The sequence below is a fragment of the Candidatus Palauibacter sp. genome (genome assembly GCF_965237495.1).
In the GTDB taxonomy this organism is placed as follows: domain Bacteria; phylum Gemmatimonadota; class Gemmatimonadetes; order Palauibacterales; family Palauibacteraceae; genus Palauibacter.
This window is the reverse complement of record NZ_OZ250143.1, coordinates 4,109,874-4,133,925: the sequence shown is the minus strand read 5'-3', so window position 1 is coordinate 4,133,925 and position 24,052 is coordinate 4,109,874. Positions and strand designations below refer to the sequence as shown.

The 24,052-nt window shown below is 69.3% G+C and carries 22 protein-coding genes and 1 pseudogene; 14 read left to right on the top strand and 9 right to left on the bottom strand.

Translation table 11 applies throughout. The features are described from left to right. Positions 1 to 13: 13 nt before the first annotated feature. The 5 genes and pseudogenes from ACPXY0_RS18220 to ACPXY0_RS18200 all read right to left on the bottom strand — a co-directional run bounded on the left by ACPXY0_RS18220 (position 14) and on the right by ACPXY0_RS18200 (position 3,486). The gene (locus ACPXY0_RS18220; protein WP_423927036.1) at positions 14 to 775 is read right to left on the bottom strand and encodes a DUF5715 family protein; all 762 of its coding nucleotides are present in this window, start codon (positions 773 to 775) and stop codon (positions 14 to 16) included. A gap of 112 nt (positions 776 to 887) precedes the next feature. Next, a pseudogene (locus tag ACPXY0_RS18215) lies at positions 888 to 1,040 on the bottom strand (amidohydrolase family protein); the annotation flags it as partial. A 96-nt stretch (positions 1,041 to 1,136) separates the two neighbouring features. Next, positions 1,137 to 2,090, bottom strand: a complete 954-nt coding sequence (locus tag ACPXY0_RS18210; protein ID WP_423927034.1) for a biotin-dependent carboxyltransferase family protein — start codon at positions 2,088 to 2,090, stop codon at positions 1,137 to 1,139. Next, entirely contained in the window at positions 2,087 to 2,758 is a 672-nt protein-coding gene (locus ACPXY0_RS18205) for a 5-oxoprolinase subunit B family protein (protein WP_423927032.1), read from the bottom strand. Before ACPXY0_RS18205 ends, ACPXY0_RS18210 begins: the two co-directional genes overlap by 4 nt. Continuing rightward, the gene (locus ACPXY0_RS18200) at positions 2,755 to 3,486 is read right to left on the bottom strand and encodes a 5-oxoprolinase subunit PxpA (protein WP_423927030.1); all 732 of its coding nucleotides are present in this window, start codon (positions 3,484 to 3,486) and stop codon (positions 2,755 to 2,757) included. The genes ACPXY0_RS18205 and ACPXY0_RS18200 overlap by 4 nt, the downstream gene beginning before the upstream one ends. A gap of 135 nt (positions 3,487 to 3,621) precedes the next feature. On the opposite strand from ACPXY0_RS18200, the gene ACPXY0_RS18195 reads away from it, so the two are divergent. The 4 genes from ACPXY0_RS18195 (at position 3,622) to ACPXY0_RS18180 (ending at position 8,626) form a co-directional block, all read left to right on the top strand. Beyond that, complete coding sequence (locus ACPXY0_RS18195; protein WP_423927028.1) at positions 3,622 to 4,830, top strand: dipeptidase; 1,209 nt, start codon at positions 3,622 to 3,624, stop codon at positions 4,828 to 4,830. Between the two features lie 86 nt (positions 4,831 to 4,916). Next, a complete protein-coding gene (locus ACPXY0_RS18190) occupies positions 4,917 to 6,062 on the top strand; it encodes a fumarylacetoacetate hydrolase family protein (RefSeq protein WP_423927026.1) in 1,146 nt (381 codons plus the stop codon). A gap of 25 nt (positions 6,063 to 6,087) precedes the next feature. Then, entirely contained in the window at positions 6,088 to 7,275 is a 1,188-nt protein-coding gene (locus tag ACPXY0_RS18185; RefSeq protein WP_423927024.1) for a fumarylacetoacetate hydrolase family protein, read from the top strand. A gap of 19 nt (positions 7,276 to 7,294) precedes the next feature. Next, the gene (locus ACPXY0_RS18180; protein WP_423927022.1) at positions 7,295 to 8,626 is read left to right on the top strand and encodes an amino acid permease; all 1,332 of its coding nucleotides are present in this window, start codon (positions 7,295 to 7,297) and stop codon (positions 8,624 to 8,626) included. Here the strand turns inward: ACPXY0_RS18180 and ACPXY0_RS18175 are convergent. After that, positions 8,619 to 9,149: a thioredoxin family protein gene (locus ACPXY0_RS18175; protein ID WP_423927020.1), complete on the bottom strand. Its 531-nt coding sequence runs from the start codon at positions 9,147 to 9,149 to the stop codon at positions 8,619 to 8,621. The two genes, ACPXY0_RS18180 and ACPXY0_RS18175, sit on opposite strands and share 8 nt — an antisense overlap. A 131-nt stretch (positions 9,150 to 9,280) precedes the next feature. On the opposite strand from ACPXY0_RS18175, the gene ACPXY0_RS18170 reads away from it, so the two are divergent. Beyond that, positions 9,281 to 10,234: a dimethylarginine dimethylaminohydrolase family protein gene (locus ACPXY0_RS18170; protein WP_423927018.1), complete on the top strand. Its 954-nt coding sequence runs from the start codon at positions 9,281 to 9,283 to the stop codon at positions 10,232 to 10,234. Beyond that, positions 10,231 to 10,758: an SRPBCC family protein gene (locus tag ACPXY0_RS18165; RefSeq protein ID WP_423927016.1), complete on the top strand. Its 528-nt coding sequence runs from the start codon at positions 10,231 to 10,233 to the stop codon at positions 10,756 to 10,758. The genes ACPXY0_RS18170 and ACPXY0_RS18165 overlap by 4 nt, the downstream gene beginning before the upstream one ends. 39 nt (positions 10,759 to 10,797) lie before the next feature. Here ACPXY0_RS18165 and ACPXY0_RS18160 read toward each other — a convergent pair whose 3' ends face one another. Next, positions 10,798 to 11,415 carry a MarC family protein gene (locus ACPXY0_RS18160; RefSeq protein ID WP_423927014.1) on the bottom strand — a complete coding sequence of 206 codons (618 nt, stop codon included), beginning with the start codon at positions 11,413 to 11,415 and terminating at the stop codon, positions 10,798 to 10,800. A 133-nt stretch (positions 11,416 to 11,548) separates the two neighbouring features. Between ACPXY0_RS18160 and ACPXY0_RS18155 the strand changes: the two genes are divergently transcribed. From ACPXY0_RS18155 to ACPXY0_RS18145, 3 genes are all read left to right on the top strand, one after another. Beyond that, the gene (locus tag ACPXY0_RS18155; protein ID WP_423927012.1) at positions 11,549 to 13,000 is read left to right on the top strand and encodes a serine hydrolase domain-containing protein; all 1,452 of its coding nucleotides are present in this window, start codon (positions 11,549 to 11,551) and stop codon (positions 12,998 to 13,000) included. Positions 13,001 to 13,100: 100 nt separating this feature from the next. Then, positions 13,101 to 14,201 (top strand): AAA family ATPase, encoded by a 1,101-nt coding sequence (locus tag ACPXY0_RS18150; protein WP_423927010.1) that lies wholly within the window; start codon positions 13,101 to 13,103, stop codon positions 14,199 to 14,201. Then, positions 14,198 to 14,887: a DUF3226 domain-containing protein gene (locus tag ACPXY0_RS18145; protein ID WP_423927008.1), complete on the top strand. Its 690-nt coding sequence runs from the start codon at positions 14,198 to 14,200 to the stop codon at positions 14,885 to 14,887. Before ACPXY0_RS18150 ends, ACPXY0_RS18145 begins: the two co-directional genes overlap by 4 nt. A 12-nt stretch (positions 14,888 to 14,899) precedes the next feature. Here ACPXY0_RS18145 and ACPXY0_RS18140 read toward each other — a convergent pair whose 3' ends face one another. Then, positions 14,900 to 15,517, bottom strand: a complete 618-nt coding sequence (locus ACPXY0_RS18140; RefSeq protein ID WP_423927006.1) for an MBL fold metallo-hydrolase — start codon at positions 15,515 to 15,517, stop codon at positions 14,900 to 14,902. Between the two features lie 131 nt (positions 15,518 to 15,648). Here ACPXY0_RS18140 and ACPXY0_RS18135 point away from each other — a divergent pair, with 131 nt between their 5' ends. The 5 genes from ACPXY0_RS18135 (at position 15,649) to ACPXY0_RS18115 (ending at position 22,941) form a co-directional block, all read left to right on the top strand. Continuing rightward, positions 15,649 to 17,010, top strand: coding sequence for an MATE family efflux transporter (locus ACPXY0_RS18135; protein WP_423927004.1), 1,362 nt, complete (start codon positions 15,649 to 15,651; stop codon positions 17,008 to 17,010). Positions 17,011 to 17,160: 150 nt separating this feature from the next. After that, entirely contained in the window at positions 17,161 to 18,705 is a 1,545-nt protein-coding gene (locus ACPXY0_RS18130) for a tannase/feruloyl esterase family alpha/beta hydrolase (RefSeq protein WP_423927002.1), read from the top strand. 80 nt (positions 18,706 to 18,785) lie between these two features. Continuing rightward, positions 18,786 to 19,265, top strand: coding sequence for a (2Fe-2S)-binding protein (locus ACPXY0_RS18125; RefSeq protein ID WP_423927000.1), 480 nt, complete (start codon positions 18,786 to 18,788; stop codon positions 19,263 to 19,265). Continuing rightward, on the top strand, positions 19,262 to 21,676 hold the full coding sequence (locus ACPXY0_RS18120; protein WP_423926998.1) for a molybdopterin cofactor-binding domain-containing protein: 2,415 nt from the start codon (positions 19,262 to 19,264) through the stop codon (positions 21,674 to 21,676). Before ACPXY0_RS18125 ends, ACPXY0_RS18120 begins: the two co-directional genes overlap by 4 nt. Positions 21,677 to 21,729: 53 nt before the next feature. Next, positions 21,730 to 22,941, top strand: coding sequence for a multidrug effflux MFS transporter (locus tag ACPXY0_RS18115; RefSeq protein ID WP_423926996.1), 1,212 nt, complete (start codon positions 21,730 to 21,732; stop codon positions 22,939 to 22,941). Here the strand turns inward: ACPXY0_RS18115 and ACPXY0_RS18110 are convergent. After that, on the bottom strand, positions 22,931 to 24,043 hold the full coding sequence (locus ACPXY0_RS18110; protein ID WP_423926994.1) for an acyltransferase family protein: 1,113 nt from the start codon (positions 24,041 to 24,043) through the stop codon (positions 22,931 to 22,933). The genes ACPXY0_RS18115 and ACPXY0_RS18110 overlap by 11 nt on opposite strands. Between the last annotated feature and the right edge of the window lie 9 nt (positions 24,044 to 24,052).

The window sequence follows — 24,052 nt, the reverse complement described above, 5'->3', positions numbered from 1 at the left end:
CTCGGCCAGCGGCTCAGTTCGGGACGGTGAGGACCTGTCCCGGATAGATCCGGCTGCCGTCGAGGTTGTTCGCGGAGCGGAGGCGGGTCACGGTCGTGTCGTGCCTGCGGGCGATTTCCCACAGCGAGTCGCCCGGCCGAACCCTGTACTGTCCCGCGCTGCCGAGCGAGATGCGCTCGACGTACGCGGCATACTGGCGCGGGAAGAGCGCCACGTGGTAGTGCGGCGGCCAACGTTCGAGTGATGCCTCCAGAACGCCGGTACCCTCCAGCTGCAGCAGGACGCGCTCCAGCCACGCGCGGCACCTGGAGTCCGGCCGGCGGAGGTCCAGAGCCATCCCCGTCGGATGAACGGAGCGGGGCGAGGCGTTCCGCGGCTGACGGTTCCTGGGCCGCGTCAGGCTCGTGACGACGAGTTGCTCGCCGCAGGCCCGCCTGTACTGCGGCGCGAGGCGCGAGATGAAGAGCTTGACCTCGGGGCGCGCGTAGGGGAACGAGATGTTGTGGAGCCGATAATCCCGCGATTCGGGCACGCGCACGAGATAGCCGCCGTCGACGAACCGCCGAACCTGCGCCGGCGAGGCGATGAACGTGAAGTCGTGCTCGCGGGCGGCGCGGTTCTGTCTGTCCAGCGAACTCGTGGACCCGCGCAGACTCTGGCCCGGGAGGTGCGCGGGGACTGCCGCCGCAAGGCAGATGGCCGCCACCGCAAATGAAAGATGCAAATTTCGAAGGGATCGCCCGCCGTAGCGCGACAACGCCGAACCGATTCTCACCACCGCCTCCACCCCGCTGTCCACCCCACCCCGAACTACCTGTGAATTCGTAATATAAAAAAATCAGGCTCTCGGATTCAACCCCGACCGGCGCGATCCCCCAAAAAGTGGGTCACGAGGCGAGCCGGGAAGCCCTGTCCACGACCACCTCACCCCCCTTCATCACGAACGTCACCCGGTGAAGTTCGGTGATGTCCTGGAGGGGGTCGCCGTCGACCGCGACGAGGTCCGCCCAGCGGCCCGGCGCGACCGTGCCGATGTCCGCCTCGCATGCCGGAGAATCCACGGTCGGGCTATCACGGTCGGACTCCCCGGAGGCTGAGAAAGGGAACGTGCCGCGGCAAGCCCGAGGCGCGCGGTGTCAGTGATCTCCGATCCCGAAGAAGGACTCGCGACGCACCAGGGCACGCCGCAGCGGCTCCGGTTCCGCCCGGACGAAGCGGACGATCGTGCCGGGCCGGGCCTGGGCGAGGGCATCGAGCGCGATCGGGTCCAGGGCACCGAGCTTCGCGTAGCCGCCGATCGTCGGCCGGTCCCGCATGAAGATGAGCGGCCGGCCGTCGCCGGTAACCTGGACGGTGCCGTCGACGAGGGGCGCGGAGTCGAGGACGCGCGGGCCGGAAGCCAGGGCGGGGCCGGCCAGCCGGACCGCGGTGCGATTGCTTGCCGGGTCGACGGTCCACTCCGCGGCGAACACGCGGTCGCGATCGGCTGGCGAGAATTCCGGCCACTCGTAGGCGACGACGAGCGGGAGGGCCAGCGCGGCGCGGGGTGGCGGCACGAGCGCGGGCGGGACGCGGCGGATCGGGCAGGACCGGGCGGGGGCGCCCCAGCGGAGCGCTTCGCCCGCCCGGAGCGGCCGGCCGAGCCGCCCGGGCAACCCGTCGCGGGCCACGGCGGATGCAGAGCCGAACGCCCGGTCGACCTCCAGCCCGCCGGGGAACGCGAGGTAGGCGCGCATGCCGGTCGCGCTGTACCGGAGCCGCAGCACCTGGCCCGGTCGGGCCAGGAGGGTCCGCCAGCCGCCCGTCTCGACGCCGTCGAGCGAGGCGGCGCAATCGGCCCCCGTCAGCGCCACGATGGTCTCGACGACAAAGCGGAGGTCGAGACCCCCCAGGGTGACCTCGAGCGCGGCCGCCCCCGGTTCATTGCCGAGCAGCCGATTGGCCCACAGGTACGCGCGCTGGTCCATCGCGCCCCCCGGCGCGAGACCGGCGCGGCGGCCGCTCCGCCTCCCCAGGTCCTGGACCGAGCAGTACGGCCCGGGCCGATCCAGCACCCCGTGGGGCCCCGCGTCCCCGCCCGGTGAACTCACTCGCACTCCGCCTCGTAGTCCTTCCGTCCGATGCGGCGGAACTCGACCGAGCCGCCGGGCGCGAAGCGCGCGATCCGCTCGGCCGCGTCCGCGAACAGGGCCGCCGGGACGCGACCGACGAGGCGCCACCCACCCGGCCCCTCCGCCGGGTACACGCCGGTGCGCCGGTCCGCGATCCCCACTGCCCCCTGCGGCACCCGCGCCCGGGGAGACGCGAGTCGGGGCGCGGCGATTCGCGCATCGAGGTCCCCGAGGTAGGCGAACCCCGGGGCGAATCCCGTCGCGAGCACGAGGTACGTCGAACCACAGTGCAGTCGCGCGACCTCATCGGGCGTCAACCCCGCGATCGCCGCCACCTCCTCCAGATCGGGCGCCAACTCTCGCTCGTAGCAAACCGGTAGCGTGACCGCCCCGGCCGGCGTCGTCTCCGGCTCGGCCTCCAGCGCGATCCGCGCGCCGGCCTCGAGACGCGCTTCGACTTCCGCCGGATCCCAGCGGCTCGGCGTCCCCTCCACCAGGAGTCGGTTGAAGGCCGGGATCGTGGCCCGCAGGTCGGGGAGCGTCTCGCGGGCGACGCGTTCGAGGCTGAGTACGCGGGCGATGCCGTCCCGGTCGGGCGCGACCGGCAGCGTGACCAGGGCGCTGGCAGGCCCCGGAAAGGCGATCACGCCGGGCGCGGGATCAGTTCGCGGATCCGGAGCAGGGCCTCCCGGGCCGCGGGATTGTCGCCGTGTACGCAGAGCGTCTCGGCCGTCACCCCGAGCGGCCCCTCGGGCGTCTCCACGAACCCCTCGAGGAGGCGCTTCACATGCGCCGCCACCGCGTCGGGGTCCGTCAGCACCGCTCCCTCGATCGAGCGCGACCGCAGACGCCCGTCCGCCGCGTAGCCGCGATCCGCGAACGCTTCGAACACCAGTTCCAGCCCGGTATGCTCGAGCAGCGCCGCGTGCCGTTCGCGATCCGGCGTCGCCTGCAGAACGAAGGCGAGCGAACCGTCCACCGCCACCACCCCCTCGGCCAGCCTCCTGAGCAACCCGTCATTCGCCATCATGGCGAGATACAGCGCCCCGTGGGGCTTCACGTGATGGAGTGGCGTCCCCAGGGCGGTCGCGACCGCCTGCAGCGCGCCGATCTGGGCCTGCACCTCGAGCACGAGCGAATCCAGCGGCCAGTCCAGCTTCAGACGCCCGAAGTTGCGCCGGTCGGGATACCCCGGGTGGGCCCCCGCCTTCACCCCGTGCTCGGCGGCCAGCGTGAGCGTCCGGGCCATCGTATCGGGGTCCCCGGCGTGTCCCCCGCATGCGATGTTCGCCCAGTCGATCAAGGGCATCACCGCGGCGTCGGCCCCCTTTTCCCAGGGCCCGTAGCTCTCCCCCATGTCACAGTTGAGAAGCATGCCGGAACATATCTTGCGCGACCCCGGCTCCGCACCCACGAGGGCCGGAAGCCGCACGGCTGGCGGCGGATGGGTTCGGGCGCGAAAATCCAGGGGTAGCCGGGGTCCATCGTTCCACCTGGAGGCGTGACGATCATGCAGCTTTCCGTTCGGACGTTGTTGCGAGTGCTCTCCCCCGCGCTGGCTTCGGGATTCGCGGCGCTGGCGCTCATGGCGCCGGGTCTCCAGGCGCAGGACGAACACCTCGAGATCGCGAAGCGCGTCCTCTCGAGTGTCCCGATGTTCGACGGCCACAACGATCTGCCGTGGGCGATCCGGAACGCCAACCCGCCGATGGACGTGCGGGCCTACGACATCTCGAAACCCACACAGGGGCACACGGACCTCGCCCGCCTCCGGGTCGGCGGCGTCGGGGCCCAGTTCTGGTCCGTCTACGTCCCGGCCTCGGTCATGGAGGAGGGCGGCGGCGCGCGCATGCAGCTCGAGCAGATCGACATCGCGCACCAGATCATCTCCGATCACCGCGAGGACCTCGGCCTCGCGGTCACCGCCGCGGAGGTGATGGACCAGTTCCACCGGGGGAAGGTCGCCTCCATGCTCGGCATCGAGGGCGGCCATGCGATCGAGAACTCGCTCGGCGCGCTGCGCGCCTTCCATCACCTTGGCGTCCGCTACATGACGCTCACGCACAGCGCCAACATCGACTGGGCCGACTCGTGCTGTGAAGCTGCGGAGTTCGGCGGACTCACCGCCTTCGGCGAAGAGGTCGTGCGGGAGATGAACTGGCTCGGCATGCTGGTCGACATCTCGCACGTGGCGCCAGAGACGATGCACGACGCACTCGATGTCGCGGAAGCCCCCGTCATCTTCTCCCACTCCTCCGCCCGCGGCGTCACCGACCATCCGCGCAACGTGCCCGACGACGTGTTGCGGCGCCTGCCCGAGAACGGCGGCGTGGTCATGGTGACGTTCGTGGAGTCGTTCGTGAATCAGGCGGTCGCGGACTACTCCGGACCGCCCGAGGGGCGCCCGCGGGCCACGATGGCCGACGTGGTGGCCCACATCGAGCATGTGCGCGCCGTGGCCGGGATCGAGCACGTCGCCATCGGCGGAGACTTCGACGGCATCGATCGGGGACCGGTCGGACTCGAGGATGTCTCGACGTACCCGGCCCTGTTCGCCGAACTCTCGCGCCGCGGATGGACCGAATCCGAGCTTCGCGCGCTGGCCGCCGACAACCTGCTCCGGGTCATGCGCGCCTCGGAGGCCACGGCCCGGCGGCTGCAGGCCGAACGCGGTCCTTCGACGGCCACCATCCAGGGACTGGACGGCCTGGTCCCCTGATCCTTCCGTACCCCAACAGAGAGGAGAGTCCCATGAGGACATCACTGAGATCAGCACCGAAGCCTGCACTGCTCGGACGAGCGGGTATGGGGTGGGCGCTCGCAGCGTGTTTGGTCGCGGGCCTCTCTTCCGCAGCTTCCCTCGCCGCCCAGGGCGAGCCGGATCTCCAGATCGCGGAACCGTTCAAGGTGGGGACGTTCGAGATCGAGGGCCTCCGGACCGTCGGGCTCGTGCTGCGCGACCACTACATCGTCGACATCGCGGCGGCGAACCTGGAACTCGAACGGAATCCCAACTATCCGCGGGTTCCGGCCCCCGCCAACATGCTCGACCTCATCGGCCGCTACGAGTACGGGGTTCGGCTCCGCCTGTATGAGATCGTCAACGGCCTCGTGGCCGGACAGCGCCTGACCGGACCGGAAAGGGCGGAATTCGTCCACGATGTCGAGGACGTGCGGATCCTCCCGCCCATCATGTTTCCGGGCAAGATCCTGAACGCGGCGACCAACTTCTACAGCCGCGTCGCCGAGACGGGCACCGAGGAGGAGAAGCTCGAAGCTCGCCAACAGCGCCGCGAGAACCGGGGGGTGCCCTACCTGTACCTCAAGCCGTCGCGCGGCGTGGTGATCGGGGCCGACGATCGGATCGTCGTTCCCTACGGCCGAGACCAGACCGACTGGGAGGTGGAACTCGGCACGGTCATCGGGCGGGCGACGAAGTACGTCGCCGCGGAGGATGCCCAGGCCCACATCTTCGGGTACACCGTGACCATCGATGTGTCCGACCGGGGCGGGCGGCCGCCGGGCGGCAACCCCACGGCTTCGGACTGGCTGGTCGGGAAGGGTCACGACACGTTTGCACCGATGGGCCCGTGGATCGTCCCGAAGGAGTTCTACGGCGACCCGATGGAGATGCTCCGGCAGACGCTGGACGTGGGCGAAGAGCGCATGCAGGAGGCGACGGCGACAGACATGATCCACTCGCTGTGGGAACTGGTCGAATACGCCTCCTCGATCCTGACCCTCTTCCCGGGTGACGTGATCAACAACGGCACCTCGGGCGGCGTCGGCGAGGGCACCGCGCGATTCCTGCAGCCGGGCGAGATCGTCACGGCTACCATTGACGGAATCGGCACGCTCCGGCTCCCGGTCGTGGCGGGAACGCCGCCGGCCGGCGAAATCGGCGTTCGACTGCCTCCCTTGTGGTCGTACAGGCGGGACCCCGGTAACTGACGCCACGAGCGCGGGAGACACCCTCATGAGACAGATCACTTCGGCCGCTTCGGCCAAGACTCGAGCGGCCCTCGTCCTTCTGGCGGCCGCGGCCCTCGTGTCCTCCGCTCCGCTCTCGGCCCAGCGGGGGCCGGAGATCGAGATCGCGGAGCCGTTCAAGGTGGGGACGTTCGAGATCGACGGCGTTCCGCGCGTCGCCCTCGTGCTGCGCGACGCCCTCATCGTCGACATCGAGCATGCGAACGGGGCCCTCGAGCGAAATCCCGACTATCCGCCGGTGCCACCGCCCGCCGACATGGTCGACCTCATCGGCCGCTACGAGTACGGGGTTCGGCTCCGCCTGTACGAGATCGTGAACGACCTCGTGGCCCGGAGCCGGCTGTCGGGGAGTGGCAGAGCCGATTTCGTCCACGATCTCGAGGACGTGCGGACCCTTCCGCCCATCATGTACCCCGGCAAGATCCTGAATGCGGCGGTCAACTTCTACAGCCACGTCAACGAGGCGGGCTCCGAGGAGGACAGACTCGAAGCCCGCCGCCAGCGGCGTGAGAACCGCGGCGTCCCCTACCTCTTCCTCAAGCCGTCGCGCGGCGCGGTGATCGGCGCCGACGACCAGATCGTGATCCCCTTCGGCCGGGACCGCACCGACTGGGAGGTGGAACTCGGCGCCGTGATCGGGCGCAGCGCGAAGTACGTCTCCGCCGAGAACGCCGAGGCCCATGTGTTCGGCTACACGGTCACGATCGATGTCTCCGACCGCGGAGGACGGCCGCCCGGCGGCAATCCCATGACCTCCGACTGGTTCGTCGGGAAGGGTCACGACACGTTCGCGCCGATGGGTCCGTGGATCATCCCGAAGGAGTTCTACGGCGACCCGATGGAGAGGCTGCGCCAGACGCTGGACGTCGGTGGGGAGCGCATGCAGGAGGCGACCGCGGGGGACATGATCCACACGCTGTGGGAACTGGTCGAGTACGGTTCCTCGATCGCGACCCTGTTCCCTGGGGATGTGGTCAACAACGGCACCTCGGGCGGCGTCGGCATGGGCACCGCGGTCCGAGGCGAGCAGCGGTTCCTGCAGCCCGGCGAGGTGGTCTCGGCCTCGATCGAAGGGATCGGCACCCTGCGGCTCGAGGTCGTGGCGGAGACCGAGCCGCCCGGCGGGACCGGGGCCCGGCTCCCGCCCGTGAGGAGCTACCGCGGGAACCGCTGACGCGGGCCCCGAGCGCGGAATGACGCGGCGACCCGCGCTCGGGCTGTGGATGTGCACGGCCCTCGTGGTCGGGAGCATGGTGGGCTCGGGCGTCTTCCTGCTCCCCGCCTCGCTCTCCCCCTACGGCGGGATCAGCATCGTCGGCTGGCTGGTGAGCGCCGGGGGCGCCATGTGCCTGGCACTCGTGATGGCTCGTCTCGGGGCACTCGTCCCGCGAGTCGGAGGGCCCTACGCCTTCGCGCGGGAGGGGTTCGGGGATTTCGTCGGATTCTGGGTCGCGTGGGCCTACTGGATTTCGCTCCTCACGGCCAACGCGGCGCTCGCCGTGGCGACCGTGAGCTACGCGACCGTCTTCTGGCCCGGGCTGGGTGACTCGCCCGCCGCGGGAGCGATCGCGGCGCTCGTCGTCCTGTGGGGTCTGGTGCTCGTCAACGTCCGCGGGGTCCGGACCGCGGGGCAGGTGCAACTCGTCACGACGGTGCTCAAGCTGCTGCCTCTGGCCGCCGTAGGGACGATCGGGTTCCTCTACTTCCAGGGCGGCCACTTCCGCCCCTTCAACCCCTCCGGAGGCAGTCCCGTCGCGGCCGTCACGGCGACGGTCACCCTCACGCTGTGGGCCTTCATGGGACTCGAGGCCGCGACCGTGCCCGCCGCCGACGTCCGGGATCCGGTCCGCACGATCCCGCGGGCCACGATCCTCGGGACCGTGATCGCGGCGGTCATCTTCATCGTGAGCACCTCCGCCGTAATGGGCATCATCGCCCCGGCGGACCTCGCCGTATCCACGGCTCCGTTCGCCGATGCCGCGGGATCGATCTGGGGGGACGGTGGTCGACTCGTGATCGGCGCGGGCGCCACCATCGCCTGTTTCGGCGCCCTGAACGGGTGGATGCTGCTCTCAGGACAGCTACCGCGGGCCGCGGCGCTCGACGGCCTGCTCCCGGCGGCCTTCGGGCGCCTCGGGCCGCGCGGCACCCCGTGGTTCGGGCTCGTCTTCGCCGGAGCCGTCGCAACGATCCTCATCGCGATGAACTACTCGCGCGGCCTCGTGCAGGCCTTCACCTTCCTCATCCTGCTCTCGACGCTCTCGACGCTGCTCGCCTACGTGTTCGCCAGCGCGACCGGGCTGCTGTTCGCCCTGCGTGAACGCCTCGCCTCGCCCGGCACGAAGGCGCCGGTGGGACGCATGGCCGTGAGCACCCTCGCGTTCGGCTTCTCGTTCTGGGCGATCGCGGGCGCCGGCCCCGAGACGGTCTTCTGGGGCTTCCTCCTCCTCGTGGCCGGGGTCCCCGTCTTCGTGCTCATGCGGGTACGAAGCTCCCGAGCCGAGACCGGCCAACGGATCAACTGAGGGCGGCTGCCTCCAGCACGGTGAGGAACTCGTCGAGCGCCGTGCGGCCCTTGTCCCGCGCGTAATACCGGCGGACCTCCCCCCGGTAGCGGTCCTTCACGTCGAGCTGCATGCCCTCCGTCATGACCCACGCCTGAATGGGTGCCGGCCGCGGACCCCACCAGCCGCGCTCCTCGAAGTCTGCGTCGTAGGCGATGAGGACGGGGATCGAACGGCTCGTCCCGTTCGTGAGATGGGCGTCCATGAGGTCGGGGTTCTCGTCGCGGAGGAGGACCCGGAGTTCGATGTTCGGGGTCAACTCGGCCAGCCGATCGAACACCGGCAGCGTGTTGATCGCGTCGCCGCACCAGTCCTCCGTGAGGGCGACGACATGCCAGCTCCCCGGGATGGCGCGGGCGCGCTCCCGCGTCGCCTCGTCCGCCACGGCGCGGCGGGACAGAGCGTGCCACAGTTCGCGGTTCTTCTCCACCGTCTCCAGGTACTCGGAGAAGGTGGGGGCGGCGAGAAATCGCTTGCGGTCCAAGGGCCGGGAATCCTTCGCGACGGGTCACGGGTCGGGGGGTGGCGGCCAGCGAAGCTACCGGCGCCGGGGTAGCTTGGGCCAGAATCAGGGGTTGCCGATCCGTAGGCGCGGAAGGGAGCAGGCCGTCGGGAATGGGCGTTCCATCGCGGAGTATCGAGGCCGCCGCAGGCGCGAGTTTCGGCGTCGCGAGCATGGTGGCGCCGCTTCGGCGGGTCGCGATGCGGCGCCCGGGCCGGGCGACGCTGGAGGCCGATCCGGCCCGCTGGCACTACGCGGGACCGCTCGAGCCCGAGCGGCTGCTCGGCCAGTTCGAGGCGCTCGGCGCGCGCGTCGCGGCCTCCGGGGCCGAAATCGAGTGGATCGGTGGCGCGGCGGACGACGACCTCGCCGACGCCATCTTCCCGTTCGATCCCTCGTTCATGACCCCCGGCGGCGCGATCCTGCTCCGGCCCGGCAAACCGTTGCGGCGTCCGGAGGTCGGACTTCACGAAGCACTCTACGCGCGGCTCGGCGTGCCGGTGGTCGGCGCCATCGCCCCCCCCGGCGTGGCGGAGGGCGGTGACCTCCTGTGGATCGACGACCGCACCCTCGCCATCGGCCGCGGCTTCCGCACCAACCAGGCGGGCATCGACCAACTGCGCGTGATCCTGGCCTCCCTCGGGGTCGAACTCCACGCCTTCGATCTCCCGATGTGGAACGGAAGCGCGGCCTGTCTCCATCTCCTGTCGCTCGTCAGCCCTCTCGACCGGGATCTCGCGCTGGTCTATCCCCGACTCCTTCCCGTGGCGCTGCACGCGTTGATGCGGGAACGCGGCATCCGGTGCCTGGAGGCGGACGACGAAGAGTTCGAGGCCTCCGGCGGACTGAACCTGAACGTGCTCGCGACCGCCCCTCGCCGTTGCATCGCCATCGATGGATTCCCGCGCACGGCGAGGCTCATGCGGGACGCGGGCTGCGAGGTCACCCTCTTCCCGGCGGACGCGCTCTGTCTCCCGTGCGAAGGCGGTCCGACCTGCCTTACGCTGCCCATCCTCCGCGGCGAGCGACCCGACGGCACACCCGGCGTAAGAGGATCGATCCCATGAAGCGCATCATCATCGGCATGCTCGTCCTCATCGCGGTCGCGTTCGCCGTCGTCTACGGCGTCGGGCTCTCGCTGCCGCAGAACCACGTCGCAGCCGTCCGGGCGGAGTTCGCCGCGTCGCCGGAGGAGATCTTCGAGACGATCGCCGACTTCCGCGCGCACCCCGAGTGGCGACCCTCCGTCGAGCGCATCGAGGAACTTCCGGCCCGGGCTGGAAGGCCGGCCTGGGTGGAACTCGGAGCCACCGGCCCGCTGCCCATGGAATTGACCGAGAGCGAGCCTCCCACCCGGCTCGTGGCGACGATCCTCTCGGAGGGCATGCCCTTCGGCGGACGCTGGATCTACAAGATCGAACCCACCGCCACCGGGGCCACCGTGACGATCACCGAGGAGGGGGAGGTCTACAGCGCGATCTTCCGCTTCGTGAGCCGCTACATCATGGGGCACCACGCGTCGGCCTCGCTCTTCCTCAGCGACCTCGGCGCCCGGTTCGGGGAGGACGTCACCGTCGACATCGTCCGCTAGCCGGCTGGCGCGGTGCCGGGCGGGCGCACCGCGGAGGGGCTACCCGGCGAAGAACTCCCGGATGCCGCCGAGGGCCATCTGGCAGCCGATGGCGAGCAGGATCAGACCCGAGAAGCGCTCGAAGATCCGGACCGCCCGCCGGCTGAGCGCGTTCGACAGAAAGCTGGCGGCGAGCAGCACCGCGAGCACTCCCACCGATGCCACGAACACCGCGATCAGCGTCGCGACGGGAACTCCGATCAACACACCGGGCTCTTCGAGCGCCAGCGTGATCACCGCGCTGATCGCCGCCGGCCCCGCGATCAGCGGCATGACGAGAGGGACCCAAAGGTGGTCTTCCGTCTCGCCGGGGCCGCGACGCACCCCGGTGATCCCGAACCCGGCGCCGCGGAGCATCTCCAGCGACGCGAGGATGAGGACGAGACCGCCGGCCGTCCGGAACGCGGCGAAGCTCACATCGAAGAGGCCCAGTATGCGCGCGCCGGCGACCGCCGAGACGCTGAGCACGATGAGGACTCCGAACCCGACCTTGACCGCCGCGCGACGCAGTTCGGCCCGCGAGAACCCGTCCGTTGCCGCGAAGAAGAAGGGCAGCTCGGCGAGCGGGTTGGTGAGCGCGATGAGCGCGATGGAGGCGTAGAGTATCCGGTCGATCACACCGACAGAATATTCCCACTTACTCTGTCGCGCGACCGTGACCGTCCGCTCCTGGCCGGCTCTTGGCTCGCCGGGGGGGCGCTGCGCATGTTGGACCGGCTCTGACGCGTGTCATCAGATTCCGGGGGAAGCCATGAAACGCCTCACGTTCGCGGCCATCGCGCTCGTCCTCCTCTCACCCGCGGCCGTCCATGGCCAGGGGGGAGGGTCCTACGACTACTTCGCGCCCCAGCGGGAGATGATCCAGCGCGGCGTCCAGGCGATCCTGCAGTGCAACGGCCTGTTCACGGGCGACCGCACGCTGGAGCAGGTCTTCGACCAGGAGCTGGCCTACCTGCGCGACCCCGTCGGGACGGCGGAGGGCGGTGACTACGTCGTCGACCGGGAGAGGAAGGCGGTCGCCATCGGCGCGCCCGGCGCGATCCCGGTCATGCGGGCCGCGTTCCGCGACGGGATCGGGTGCGTGATCATGTCGCCGGACCAGACGTTCGACGACATCGATGAACTGCCGATCCAGACGGCCCCGCCGCTGGCGGGCGACCCCTCCACCATGGCGTGGCCGGACGGCGACATCGTCGCGGCCGGGGGCCTCCCGGCCGGCGTGGATCCGGTGGCCCTCCAGGCCGCCTCCGACTGGACCTTCGAGCGCGAGTCGGAGGCACAGGTGACGCTCAGCTTCATCGTCGTGCAGGACGGCCAGATCCTTCACGAGCGCTACGCCCCCGGCGTGAACGCGTTCACGAAAACGCGGACGTGGTCGACCGCGAAGAGCATCGCCTCGACCCTCATCGGGATGCTCGTCGACGAGGGCAGGCTGGACCTCGACGCGCCGCTCCCGTTCGACTGGCTGCCGGAGAACGCCGGATCGCCGGAGACGGATCCGCGCCGCCACATCACGCTTCGCCACGCACTCAACATGTCGAGCGGCCTCTACCCCGTGGACAGCTGGGGCCTGGAGTACGCGACCGGGTCCGGCTTCTCCTACTGGGCCGGGGCGAGTTCGGTCGAGGGGGCGCGCAACCGCTCGCTGATGCGCGAACCGGGGACGTTCTGGGACTACGAGAACTACGACACGCTGCTCGGCGTGTACGCGATGAAGCTGGCGATCGGCGACCCGCAGGCCTACCTCGAGTTCCCGCGGGAACGCCTCCTCGACAAGCTCGGGATGCGCAACACCTTCCTGAGCACCGACCGCTTCGGCGACTTCATCCTCAGCAGCCAGGTCTACACGACGGCGCGCGACCTGGCCCGCTTCGGGATGCTGTACGCGCAGAACGGAATGTGGAAGGACGAGCGCCTGCTGTCCGAGGAGTGGATCGAGTTCGTGCGAACGCCGGCCCCCGCGACGTCGGAGCGCGGCAATGCCTACGGCGGCCAGTGGTGGCTCGTGCCCGACGACCGCACGGACGTCCCCTCGGGCGCGTACTCGACGGCGGGCAACCGCGGCCAGTACGTGGTCGTCGTCCCCTCACACGACCTGGTCATCGTCCGCCGCGGCCTCGACTACCCCCCGCAGGGCTTCAACCAGTGGGACATGACGCGAGAGGTGCTGAAGGCCTTCGACCCCGTGGCCACGAACCGTTAGCGTCACCGCTCGCGTAGAACGTGCTTAGCCGTACGTTGCGAGCGTTGGCCCAGCGCTTCGCCGATGCCAGCGCTTCCTTCGACAGGAGATCACTTTCGCCATGATTGGCAGGTTCGAGCTTACGTACTTCCGCGGGTTCGACTCGTACGTCCTCGATGACCTCACACGCGTGAACCTTCTCGTCGGTCCCAACAACTCCGGGAAGACTACGATTCTGGAGGCCCTGCAACTCCTTGCGAACCATGGTGCCCCCAGCATTCTCTTCAAGTCCACCCATCGTCGCGGCGAAGCTCTTATGCCGAGCAACGGTCAGGACGCCGACGGCCGGGAACGCGACCTTCATGATCTGTCACATCACTTTCATGGGCACCGGCTTGAGGAGGGGGCTTGGCTGGGAGTTAAGTCTGACGATGATCTCGGCTGGATCCGCCTTGCGATCAGGCAGTCTCACAATGAGCAGTCACAAGACCTATTCGACTTCGACGAGGGCCGACTCCAAACGTTCGTGCTTGACATCAGCTGCAGCGCACACGATTCGGTCGAACTGGCAGTGAACGACGACGGTTCACTCTCTCTCAGTCCCGACGCTCGTCGAACGCTTGCAGCTCGTGCCCTATCCCCTACCAGACCCGCGCGCTTCCTCGCTGTGGATGCTCTAAGATCACGTGAACTGGTCGAGATGTGGGACAAAGTGCAACTGGAAGGGCGCGAAGCCGAGGTTGTCAACGCCATGCGCATCCTAGAACCGGACTTGACGTCCATACACTTTCTTTCGCACCGCCGATTCCGGGGGTTTGGAGGATCCCCCGGCGTCTTACTTGGACTTAGGGCTGGTATGCCGCGAATACCAATGGGCAGCCATGGCGACGGGATGCGCCGATTGCTCGGGCTCTCCCTTGCGCTCGTTGACGTTTCGAATGGATTGCTACTAGCTGACGAGATCGACACCGGGCTCCATTGGACAGCCATGGAGGATTTGTGGCGTCTTGTTGTGGAGAGCGCATGTCAATCTTCGCTCCAAGTCTTTGCAACGACGCATAGCTATGATTGCATCAGAGGACTCGCTTCGCTCCTACAATCGCGACCAGAACTGAGTGATGCGGTTTCGATCCACAAGATCGAGAGATCTCTGGGGAGCGCCATACCCTTCAGTGGGGAGCAAATCGTAACGGCTGTGGAACAGGAAATCGAGCTTCGATGATAGCGGGTCCAAACGCCCCTGTTCGTTTCTTTGTCGAAGGTGTCGATGACTTCCACGCAATTCTGCACCTGCTGAGGCGGTACAACCTTTCCCGCGAAGAAACGCCGCAGTTTCCCAAGTTTCGTCTTCCGAGGAACGAGAACGAGCACGACCACAGCCAAGGTAAGAGGGCGGTTCTCGATGCGATCGAGACAGCCGTCAAAGCCAATCCGAACGAGTCGGTCGGCTTCGTTCTCGACGCAGACGACGACGTACAGGCGAGCTGGGAAGCCGTAGCCCATCGACTTGTTAACGTAAGCGTCGACGCTCCCGCGGGCATCAGCTCACATGGCTTTGGGGGTAGGTCAAGCGAATGGGGGACCCGCGTGGGCGTGTGGCTGATGCCGGATAACCAGCGACCTGGGGAGTTGGAGGACTTCCTGGAGGAGCTGGTAGATGGGGACGACGAACTGCACCTCTACGCCCGTGAAGCAACTCAGGGTGCCAGGTCGCGTGGCGCAGAGTTTCCTGATGGAAAGACCAGCAAGGCCGTGCTGCACACATGGCTCGCGTGGCAGGAGAATCCCGGTCGACCCTATGGCACCGCCATCGAGAGTGGGTATCTCCGGCACGACAGCGATGCGGCCGTGCGTTTCGTAGTCTGGTTTCGCCGCCTGCTCGCCCCCGATCCTCAATCAACCGACTGACGGTGCGGCGGATCAGACCTCGCGGCTGCCGTTCAGGTGCAGGAGGAAGGGGTTGGTGCCGCGCTCCAGCGCCACGCTGGTCTCGGGGCCGTGTCCCGGGTACAGCCTCGTCTCGGCCGGCAGCGTCAGGACGTGTGAGCGGATCGACTCCATGAGCACGCCGTAGTTCGAGTTCGGGAGGTCCGTCCTCCCGATCGAACCCCGGAAGATCACGTCGCCCACGATCGCCAGCGGGTGCGAGGTGGAGACGAACATCACGTGGCCGGGCGCGTGGCCGGGGACGAACACCACCTCGAACTCCGAGCCGCCGAAGGAGAGGTTCACGCCCGGCTCCAGTTCGACGTCGGGGGGCGGGAGCGGATCGCACGGCACCCCGAAGAAGGCGGCCCACTCGACCGCATTGTCGTAGAGCGGCTGGTCCAGGGGGTGAAGGTGGATCGGGGCGCCGGTCTCCGCCTTCGCCTCCGGGATCCCGTCGACGTGATCGACGTGGGCGTGGGTCAGAAGGAGGGCCGCGATCTCCAGCTCCCGCTCGCGGGCCGCAGCCAGGGCTTCCGGCGTCGCGGCGCCGGGGTCGATCAGCAGTCCGGTGCGGCCATCTTCGCACACCACGAGCAGCGTGTTCTGCACGAACGGGCCGCCCGCGAAACTGAGAATCTCGATCTCGTCCCCCTCCCGTTGAGAAGAGGCGGAGTCTATCCGCGGCGCCCCGGGGCGGCAACGGAATTGCGAGGCGACGCGTCGGGCCCGAGGATGGCGCGATGAACCTCACCCCCCGCCGTGCGGACCTGCGCCGCATGCTGCGCCTGGCCCTCCCGATCGTGACCGTCCAGGTCGGCATCATGATGATGGGCGTCGTGGACACGCTCATGGTCGGCCACCTGTCGGCGACCGATCTCGCGGCCGTCGGCCTCGGCAACCTCTACTTCTTCCAGATCGCCGTGTTCGGCAACGGCCTGCTGATGGCCCTCGATCCGATCGTCGCGCAGGGGGTGGCGGCGGACGATCACGAGGCCGCCGCGCGGGGGATACAGCGCGCGTTCGTCCTCACCCTCTTCCTGACGGTGATCAGCTCGCTGCTCTTCCTGCCCGCGGCCCGGGTCTTCGCGCTCCTGAGGCAGCCGCCGGACGTGGTGCCGGTGGCCGGGGGGTACGCGGTCGGATCGATTCTCGGGCTGCTGCCCTTCTACGGGTTCGTGGTGCTGCGGCAGAGTCTGCAGGCGATGGGCCGGGTGGCGCCGATCGTGTGGACGATCGCGGGCGCCAACCTCCTCAACGCCTTCCTGAACTGGGTCCTCATCTACGGGAATCTCGGCGTCCCGCGGCTGGGGGCGGTGGGTTCGGCCTGGGGATCGAGCCTGGCCCGCTGGTGCATGGCGGCGGCGCTGCTCGCGCTGTCCTGGCGCTGGATGCGTCCCTACCTGAGCCGGTTCCGGCCCGAAGCCCTCGACAGAGCCGCCCTCGTGCGCATGGTGCGCCTCGGCACACCGATCGGCTTTCAGCAGCAGCTGGAGTTCGGCGCCTTCGCGGTCATCGGGGTCATGATGGGCTGGCTCGGAACCGAGGCCATGGCGGGGCATCAGGTGGCGCTCAACCTCGCGGCGCTCACCTTCATGGTCCCGCTCGGGATCGGGGCCGCCGCGGCCGTACGCGTGGGCCATGCGATCGGGCGCCAGGACATGGACGGGGCCCGGCGCGCCGCGGGCACCGGGATCCTGATCGGCGGGACGTTCATGTTCGTCACGGCCGGCGCCTTTCTCGCCGTCCCCGGCTTCTGGGCGGGTCTCTACTCACACGACCCGGCGGTGATCGCGATCGCCGCGTCCCTGATCCCGATCGCGGGCATCTTCCAGGTCGCCGACGGCCTTCAGACGGTCGCGGCCGGCGTGCTGCGGGGCGCGGGGGACACGTTCTTCGCCTCCTTCTTCAACGCCATCGGGTTCTGGGGGCTCGGCGTGCCGGTGAGCGTCGTCCTCACCTTTTCCCTCGACTGGGGACCGCGCGGCCTGTGGTGGGGCCTCGCCGCCGGACTCGCCGCGGTGGCCGTCCTCCTCTTCGACCGCGCGCGCCGAGTCCTGCGCCGGGAGGTGCGCCGCGTCGCGATCGACGCGCCCGGAGCGTAGCGACCGGCGGTCTCATCCCGGATTTTGCTTTCAATCGGTCGCCCCGTCGCTTTCAATTGGTCGGGCCTCGACTTTCAATTGGTCGGCGTTGCGGTCGGGCGTGCCCGGCGGCACCGTGATTGTGCAGGAACCCAAGCCCTGGAAGAGAAGATGACTCGTTCGCGCCGTCTCGCGGTCTCCTTCGGCTCCCTCGCGATCCTGGCCGCCGTCGCCATCGCCGGCGTGTCCCCCGCCCCGGCGGCCGATCTCGTCCCGGCCATGACGTGCGAGGAGCTGTCCGGCGTGTCGTGGGGAGGGTTCGTCCTCGACGAGGTGTCGGAGGTCGAGGCCGGCGCGAACGACCCGGCTCACTGCCGGGTGCTGGGGACGATCGACGAGGAGATTCACTTCGAACTCCTCCTTCCCACGGCCGCCGACTGGAACGGCCGCTTCCTGATGGGCGGGGGCGGCGGGTACGTGGGGAGCGTCCAGAACCAGGCCCTGGGCTTCGCGGGGCCGGTGTCGGTGCTGAGCCGAGGGTTCGCCACCGCCGGGACCGACACGGGCCACGAGGGCTCCGGGATCGACGCGAGCTGGGCCCTGAACCGGCCCGACCGCGAGGTGAACTTCGGCCACCGGGCGGTCCACGTGACGGCGGAGGCGGCGAAGACGATCATCCGTCTCTACTACGGCCGCGACATCGAGTACTCGTACTTCGTCGGCTGCTCGCGGGGCGGGGGCCAGGGCATGATGTCGTCGCAGCGCTATCCGGACGACTTCGACGGCATCGTCTCCGGAGCGCCGGCCTATAACTGGACCGGCCTGGGCGCCTTCTTCCTCCAGACCCAGCAGGCCCTGTATCCGGATCCCGCGGAACTCTCCACGCCGGTGATCGACGCCGCGGCGGCGGCGATCCTCGAGACGGCGATCCTCGAGGCGTGCGACGGGAACGACGGCGTGCGGGACGGGTTCATGACGAACCCGCTCGAATGCGACATCGACATTTCGTCGATTCCCGGACTCAGCGCGGAGCAGCGGAGGGCAGCGGAGGTCATCTACGGCGGCGCCCAGGTCGGCGACCGGCGGGTGTATCCGGGGTTCCCGTTCGGGGGTGAGAGCGACGCCTCCGGCTGGAAGCTGTGGATCACGCAGGGCGAGGAGCCGGTCGGCCCGGGCATCCCGAACCTCCACTACGCGTTCGGTACGCACATGCACAAGTACATCATCTTCGACGATCCGGAGTTCGACTATTCCACGTTCGATTTCAGCGACTACTTCGCGTGGGAGGAACAGACCCGGCGCGCCGCGAAGATGCTCAACGCGACGGATACCGACCTCAGCGCGTTCAAGACGGCGGGCGGCAAGCTGATCCTGTGGACAGGCTGGTCCGACCCGGCGATCCCCGCCGCCGGCACGCTGAGCTACTACGAGGGGGTGGCCGCGGGGGATGACGAGGCGGACGACTACGCGCGCCTGTTCATGCTGCCCGGCGTCCTGCACTGCGGCGGGGGTCCGGGGCCCGACTTCGTCGACTGGATCTCCGCGATTCAGGGCTGGGTCGAGGAGGACGAGGCACCCGAGCGGCTCGTCGCGACCAAGGTGAGCGAGGGCGAGGTCGCCATGCAGCGGCCCGCGTGCGCCTGGCCGGCCCAGGCGGTGTACGACGGCTCCGGCGATCCGAAGCGCGAGGACAGCTTCGAATGCGTCGCTCCGTAGAGCACGAGACGATCGACGACCAGCACGACACAGCGAGCGACAATGCGAACGACACAGCGAACGACGAAGGGAGTCCACCGATGAGTGAGATCACGCTGAGGGTGAACGGCGAGACTCACGCGCTCGACGTCGATCCCTCGACGCCGCTGCTGTACGTGCTGCGCAACGACCTCGGGCTCCGGGGGCCGCGCTTCGGGTGCGGCCTCGGCCAATGCGGGACGTGCACGGTGCTCATGGACGGGCGCGCGATCCGCTCGTGCATGCGGCCGGTGTCGCGCGCCGACGGCGAGATCACGACGCTGGAGGGGCTGTCCGCCGACGGTTCGCTGGATCCCGTCCAGCAGGCGTGGATCGAGGAGCAGGTGCCACAGTGCGGATATTGCCAAAACGGGCAGATGCTCACCGCGAAGGCGCTCCTCGACCGGAATCCGAACCCGAGCGATGAGGAGATCCGGCAGGGGATGAACGGCGTCCTCTGCCGCTGCATGACGTACTACCGGATCCAGTCGGCCGTGAGACGGGCCGCGGCCTCGATGGCGGGCGGGGAGGTGGAGCGATGAAGGCCCCGCGGGAGCTTCCGCCGGCGATCAACCACGCCCTCGCGCCGTGGGAAGGGACCACGTCGCGCCGGGACTTCCTCCGGACTTCGGGGCTGTTCGTCCTCGGCTTCAGCGGCGCCGGGCTGGTCGGCTTCGGCCCCCGGGACCCGCGCGGCGGGCCGCCGGAGGCCAACCCGTATCCCGACCCCGACTTCCTGCAGCTCGACTCGTGGCTCGTCGTTCACGAGGACGGGACGGCCACCTTCTACGTCGGCAAGACGGACGGCGGCCAGGGGACCGGGACCGCCATGCGGCAGATGATGTGCGACGAACTCGACATCGCCTACGCCGACGCCACGCTCGTCATGGGCCGCACCGACATGACCGTCGACCAGGGCGGCTCGGGCGGCTCCGACGCGATCGAGCGCGACGCCGCGGCGGCGAGGCGGGTCGCGGCGGAGGCGCGGCGGGTCCTGCTGGAACTGGCCTCCGAGCACTTCGAGCGGCCGGTGGACGATCTCGCCGTGAGCGAGGGAGTCGTCTCCGTCCGCTCAGACGCCTCGCGGAGGGTCACGTACGGAGAACTCATCGGCGGCCGGCGCTTCAACGTCGCGCTGACGGGGAGGAACGTCAACGAGACCACCGGCCTCGCGTCCCTCAAGCCGGTGCAGGAGTTGAAGATCGTCGGCCAGCCGATCCCGCGCTACGACATTCCCGGGAAGGTGGACGGCTCGCTTGAGTGGGCGGTGGACGTGAAGCTCCCCGGCATGGTCCACGCGCGGAACGTGCGGCCCCCGTTCGCGGGGGCGCGGCTGGTCGCGGTCGACGAATCCTCGGTGCGCGACATCCCGGGCTTTCTGCGGGTGGTCCGCGAGGGCAACTACCTCGCCGTCGTGTACGAGCGCGAGGAGCAGGCGATCGACGCGGCGGAACGCCTCGAAACGGAGTGGGAGAAGCCGGAGACCGCACCCTTCCCCTCCTCCGAGGACCTGTTCGACTACATGCGGAACGCTCCCCCCGCCGACGCGAACGGCTCCGGGCGGGCGCCGAGCGCGCGAGTGCAGGGAGACCCCGACGCGGCGCTGGCGGGCGCGGCGACGGTCGTCGAAGCCGCCTACGACATCCCGTTCCAGGGGCACACGGCGATCGGGCCGGCCCACGCCGTGGCCGATCCCTCGGACGGCCAGATGACGGTCTACACGAACGACATGAAGCCCTACAGCCACCGGACCGGGATCGCCGAGTTCCTCGGCATGCCGCCCGAGCGGGTGCGGGTCATCTGGATGGACGGTCCGCAGCTGTACGGGCGGACGGCGGCGGACGATGCCGGCTTCGAGGCGGCGTATCTGGCGAGGGAGCTGGGTCGCCCGGTGCGCGTCCAGTGGATGAGACACGAGGAGACGGCCTGGGACACGAAGGGCCCGGCCTTCGCCGTCGACCTCCGCGGGGGTCTCGACGCCGAGGGAGGCGTCGTCGCCCTGGACTACCGCGCCCGGATCGCGAACTACGCGCACCTCGGGTACAACCAGGCCGACACCGTGCTCATCGCGCAGCTCATGGGGATCCGGCCCGAGCGGCCGTCCCCCGGGGGCGGCGGCGGCCCCGACGAGATGTACCACATCCCGAACCGGCGCGAGGAGACCCGCCCGGTCCGCTTCCCCCTCGCCTTCGAGACGCCGCTCCGCACCGGCAACTTGCGGGACCCCAACGGCCCGCAGACGACGTTCGCCGGCGAGTCGTTCATCGACGAACTGGCCGCGGCCGCCCAGGCGGACCCTGTCGAGTTCCGCCTGCGGCTCCTGCGCGGGTCGAGCGAGGACGACGACGCCTTCCTGCGCGCGCGTTCGATCGCCGTCGTCGAGGCGGCCACCGAGACGTACGGCTGGGATCCCCGACCCTCACCCGTCTCACCCGCGGCGCGGGCGGCGGACGCCGGACGGATCCTCACGGGGCGCGGCATTGCCTACGCCTACCGCGCCCGAACGGCGGTCGCCACGATCGCCGAGGTCGAGGTCGACCGCGAGAGCGGCCGCGTCCGGGTCAGGCGCATGGTCTGCGCGCACGACTGCGGCCTCGTGATCAACCCCGACGGTCTCGAGAGCACCGTCCAGGGCAACCTCCTGCACGGGATCAGCCGGACGCTGTACGAGGAAGTCCGGTTCGATGGAGAGAAGGTGACGAGCGTCGACTGGCGCACGCACCCGACGCTGACGCACCGCGACGCGCCCGAGCGGATCGATGTGGTGATCGTGAACGGAGACCCGAACCCCGACCGCCCGGACCTCCCCCACTACGGAGCGGGCGAGCCCTCGCACCGAACGGTCGCCGCAGCCGTCGCGAACGCGATCCATGACGCGACCGGCGTTCGACTCCGCCGGATTCCCCTGCGCCCCGAGCGCGTACTGGCAGAGTTGGCGGCGGCGGGCGTTTAGGCCTTGCGCGGGGCCCACGGGGCTACAGCAAACATGCGAAGCAAGGGAGGAGGATGAGCCGGACAGCGACCCGGCCTGCTCTTCGTCCCGGCGAATTCGTGTCCCTCGTCGCCCTGTTGATGTCGCTCGTCGCGCTCTCGATCGACGCGATGCTGCCGGCGTTGCCTGCGATCGGCCGCGACCTCGGCGTACTGCGCCGGAATGACACCCAGTTCGTCATCACGGCGTTGTTCCTCGGGCTTGGGCTCGGTCAGATTCTCTTTGGCCCGCTTTCCGACCGCATCGGACGCAGGGCTGCCATACACGCCGGCCTCGGCCTGTTCATGGCCGGATGCCTCGTGAGCCTCTTCGCACCCACCTTCGAGGTGATGGTCGCGGGCCGTGTCCTGCAGGGCATCGGGGTCGCGGCTCCACGCATCGTGACCATCGCCATGGTGCGCGATCAGTACGAAGGCCGCCGAATGGCTCGCCTCATGTCATTCGCGATGGCCGTGTTCATCCTCGTTCCCACCATCGCTCCGGCCCTCGGCCAGGGGATCCCGTGGCTCGGAGGCTGGCGCGCGATATTCGGCACCATCCTCGCCATCGCCGCGATCGCGTTGGCGTGGTTTTCGCTTCGCCAGCCGGAGACCCTGCCCACCGCCCGCCGCCGACCCTTCTCCCCGCGGCACGTAGGCGGGGCCGCCCTGGAAGTCCTGAGAACCCGGGCCGCGCTCGGATACACCATCGCCGCGGGGTGCGTGTTCGCGCCGTTCCTCGCCTACCTGAGTTCGGCCCAGCAGATCTTCCAGGATGCCTATCGAACCGGCGCGCTCTTTCCGCTCTGGTTCGGAGTGCTCGCCCTCGCCACCGGGTGCGCCTCGCTCGTGAACGGTCGCCTCGTGATGAAGCATGGCATGCGGCGGCTCTCGAGGGCGGCGGCGGTGACCATCACCCTCGTCTCGGCCGCCGCGTGGGCGCTGGCCCTCGCCTTTGAGGGGCTTCCTCCATTCTGGCTCTTCATGGTCTACCTGCTCGTCGCCTTCTTCTGCATCGGCCTCCTGTTCGGGAACCTCAATGCGCTCGCGATGAAGCCCCTCGGCCACATCGCCGGGGTGGGAGCGGCGGTCGTCGCGTCGCTCTCCATGTTCATCGCGGTGCCGCTCGGTGGGCTCGTGGGCCAACGCTTCGACGGGACCATGTACGCCCAGATCGCCGCCTTTGCCGTTTTCGGGGCGGGGACGCTTGCCGCCTCGTGGTGGGCCGAGAGCGGTGTCAGATCTTGATGTGGATGCCGCGCCGGTGGAGGAGCCACATCAGGACCAGCCAAAAGCCCACCTGCGCCAGCGCGAAGGCGAGCGATCCGCCGTAGTCCCCGGCCCACGAGCGGAAGGCTTCCTCGTACAGCCACCCGCTGAGCGGCTCGCCGTCCCCCGCTCCGACCCGGATGCGGGCCAGAGTCTTCGCGAACATCCCCGAGGCGACGAAGACCGCGATCGAGTTCATCCCGTACACGACGAGCGGGGTCACCCACGCGCCCCGGAGCCGCTTCACGCCGATCACCCAATACATGGCGCCGAACAGGAGGAGCGCGGTCCCGGCCGTGAAGAGGACGTAGGAACTCGTCCACAGGTTCTTGTTGATCGGGAAGACCACGTCCCACAGGAGGCCCGCGACCACCAGCCCCGCACCCCACACCCACATCCGGCGCGAGATCTCGCCGCCGGAGCGACCCGACCGCAGCGCCTCGCCGCAGAAGATCCCCAGCAGGCACGTCCCGACCGCCGGCAGCGTGGAGAGGATCCCCTCCGGGTCCCATGTCCCCTGCCACAGGCGGTCGCCCATGACGAGTCGGTCCAGCCAGGCCGCGAGATTCCCGCCGGGAGACAGATCGCCGGCAACAGACCCCGGGACCGGGACGAGTGTCATCAGAGCCCAGTAGCCGAGGAGCAGCCCCGCGGTCCACGCCACCCGGGAGCGCGCCGACCCCCACAGGTAGAGCGCCGCCGCCGCGCAGTAGACGAGCCCGATCCGCTGCAGGACGCCGTACAGTCGCATGTCGGCGAAATCGAAGTCCGGGATCGCCCGCATCGCGAGCCCGAGTCCGATCAGGATCAGCGACCGCCGAACCACGCGCCGGAAGAGCGCGCCTCGGCTGTCCCCCTCCCCGAGCCGTCGCGAGAACGAGAACGGGATCGCGACCCCGACGATGAACAGGAAGTAGGGGAAGATGAGATCGGTGGGCGTCCACCCGTGCCATTCGGCGTGGGCGAGGGGCGCGTAGACGTAGGCCCAGCTGCCGGGGTTGTTGACGAGGATCATCGCCGCGATGGTCAACCCGCGGAACGCGTCGAGCGACACGACCCGGCCCGCCGTCGGTGCGGTCATGCGATTCCT

Bases quoted from the DNA above. Each gene is read 5' to 3' on its own strand.
- ACPXY0_RS18200 (WP_423927030.1), bottom strand. From the start codon at position 3,486: ATGCTTCTCAACTGTGACATGGGGGAGAGCTACGGGCCCTGGGAAAAG.
- ACPXY0_RS18195 (WP_423927028.1), top strand. From the start codon at position 3,622: ATGCAGCTTTCCGTTCGGACGTTGTTGCGAGTGCTCTCCCCCGCGCTG.
- ACPXY0_RS18190 (WP_423927026.1), top strand. From the start codon at position 4,917: ATGGGGTGGGCGCTCGCAGCGTGTTTGGTCGCGGGCCTCTCTTCCGCA.
- ACPXY0_RS18185 (WP_423927024.1), top strand. From the start codon at position 6,088: ATGAGACAGATCACTTCGGCCGCTTCGGCCAAGACTCGAGCGGCCCTC.
- ACPXY0_RS18180 (WP_423927022.1), top strand. From the start codon at position 7,295: ATGACGCGGCGACCCGCGCTCGGGCTGTGGATGTGCACGGCCCTCGTG.
- ACPXY0_RS18170 (WP_423927018.1), top strand. From the start codon at position 9,281: ATGGGCGTTCCATCGCGGAGTATCGAGGCCGCCGCAGGCGCGAGTTTC.
- ACPXY0_RS18165 (WP_423927016.1), top strand. From the start codon at position 10,231: ATGAAGCGCATCATCATCGGCATGCTCGTCCTCATCGCGGTCGCGTTC.
- ACPXY0_RS18155 (WP_423927012.1), top strand. From the start codon at position 11,549: ATGAAACGCCTCACGTTCGCGGCCATCGCGCTCGTCCTCCTCTCACCC.
- ACPXY0_RS18150 (WP_423927010.1), top strand. From the start codon at position 13,101: ATGATTGGCAGGTTCGAGCTTACGTACTTCCGCGGGTTCGACTCGTAC.
- ACPXY0_RS18145 (WP_423927008.1), top strand. From the start codon at position 14,198: ATGATAGCGGGTCCAAACGCCCCTGTTCGTTTCTTTGTCGAAGGTGTC.
- ACPXY0_RS18135 (WP_423927004.1), top strand. From the start codon at position 15,649: ATGAACCTCACCCCCCGCCGTGCGGACCTGCGCCGCATGCTGCGCCTG.
- ACPXY0_RS18130 (WP_423927002.1), top strand. From the start codon at position 17,161: ATGACTCGTTCGCGCCGTCTCGCGGTCTCCTTCGGCTCCCTCGCGATC.
- ACPXY0_RS18125 (WP_423927000.1), top strand. From the start codon at position 18,786: ATGAGTGAGATCACGCTGAGGGTGAACGGCGAGACTCACGCGCTCGAC.
- ACPXY0_RS18120 (WP_423926998.1), top strand. From the start codon at position 19,262: ATGAAGGCCCCGCGGGAGCTTCCGCCGGCGATCAACCACGCCCTCGCG.
- ACPXY0_RS18115 (WP_423926996.1), top strand. From the start codon at position 21,730: ATGAGCCGGACAGCGACCCGGCCTGCTCTTCGTCCCGGCGAATTCGTG.
- ACPXY0_RS18110 (WP_423926994.1), bottom strand. From the start codon at position 24,043: ATGACCGCACCGACGGCGGGCCGGGTCGTGTCGCTCGACGCGTTCCGC.